Here is a 1,386-nt window from a genome sequence, read left to right as displayed (position 1 = left end):
CTGTCGTAGATTCCCCATTGAAGTGCGTGGGACTATCGGACAACAGACAAGCAGCGCAGACCTTATGCTCCTTGCAGTTGGGCATGGATGCGACCGGTGCGGAGGGAATGGAGGAGGCGCTTCAGCATCGATTGAGCTTCTTCCGTGAGGCTAGGCAAGGCTTGCACTTCGTTCAACACCAACCAATCTTGCAGACTGAGTACACCAACGCTGAGGCTGTGGGAGTAGATTTCGTAGAAGCGTTCGATGGTGGTGATGTGTTGAGCCAACATGGTCGGAACTCCTGAGCTGTTTTGGTTATCTCCTAATCTAGAGAACCATTGTGAAAAACTTGGGAATGTCTCCCCACTGATTGGGAAATAATTTGGGGATGAGCGATCGCGCTCTGGTCAGCAGAGGCAATCTAGCGGCTCTGGGCTACTTCGCTCCAGCCATGCAGATAAAGTGGGATGGATGGGCTGTCGTCGGCAGACTCCGCCTTTGTATAGTAATGAAAGTTTGATCGCTAAGCCTGAAAGCCTTGCGACGCATAGGGTTGAGAGTAGTTTGTTTTTGCAACAGATCCACCCTGCCAACAACGACAACCCCTGCGATCGCTGTCATGATTGCCCCTCTATCCGCTCCTCGATATCCGCCTCTGATCGGCCAAAATCCACCCCAGCATAGATCTCGCTCAGCGGCAGCGGCAGATCCAGCGAAGCCAACAGCACCACATCCCCCGACTCCTCATAGTCACTCAACAGCCACTGACCATTGTCCTGCCGCAAATGCTGCAACACCCGCCAGCGGTACTGTTCCACCAAAATGTATTCCTGAAAACTGGGCAACGAACGGTAATAGTCGAACTTGTCGCCCTGGTCGTAGTTCTTCGTCGATTTCGACGCTACCTCCACAATCAAACTCGGATTCGTCACCGTGCTCGTTCCCGCCCCGTAATACACCGGCTCCCCCGCGATCGCCATCACATCCGGGTAAGTGTAAACCCGATAACGCTCAATCCATACCCGCACATTCTCCGTAAACAGCCGATACCCCCTCGCCCGGAGCGGCGGCTTCAGCATTACACACAGATTCGTCACAATCTCATTGTGGTTTGTCGTTCCCCCCGCCATCGGTATAATCTCCCCGTCACGATATTCACTGCGATACTCCGCCTGAGCTTCGAGAGCGAGATACTCCTCCGGGCTATAGGTGCGCTTCGTCAATTGAGCGATCATCGGGTTCCTCCTGTGTCAACTTCAACCCCCAACTGCTTCAAGTCCCTCGCTATTTTGCCGCGTACCTCCGTCAGTTGACTTTCCAAACCTTCGATCTCCTTTTGTACTTCGGCAATAGCGATCGCCTCTTCCTCTTCAAAGGTATCAACAGAGGGGTCAGCTTACGCAA

At 53.3% G+C, this 1,386-nt stretch carries 2 protein-coding genes; both read right to left on the bottom strand.

Going from position 1 to position 1,386, the window contains the following annotated elements; all coding sequences use genetic code 11:
* Nucleotides 1-62: 62 nt before the first annotated feature.
* Entirely contained in the window at nucleotides 63-272 is a 210-nt protein-coding gene (locus V6D20_03390) for a hypothetical protein (GenBank protein HEY9814837.1), read from the bottom strand.
* 327 nt (nucleotides 273-599) lie between these two features.
* Nucleotides 600-1,217 (bottom strand): Uma2 family endonuclease, encoded by a 618-nt coding sequence (locus V6D20_03385; protein HEY9814836.1) that lies wholly within the window; start codon nucleotides 1,215-1,217, stop codon nucleotides 600-602.
* Nucleotides 1,218-1,386 lie beyond the last annotated feature (169 nt).

The sequence above is a fragment of the Candidatus Obscuribacterales bacterium genome (assembly GCA_036703605.1).
Taxonomy (GTDB): Bacteria; Cyanobacteriota; Cyanobacteriia; order RECH01; family RECH01; genus RECH01.
The sequence above is the reverse complement of the archived record's forward strand: the minus strand, read 5'-3'. Positions and strand labels throughout refer to the sequence as shown.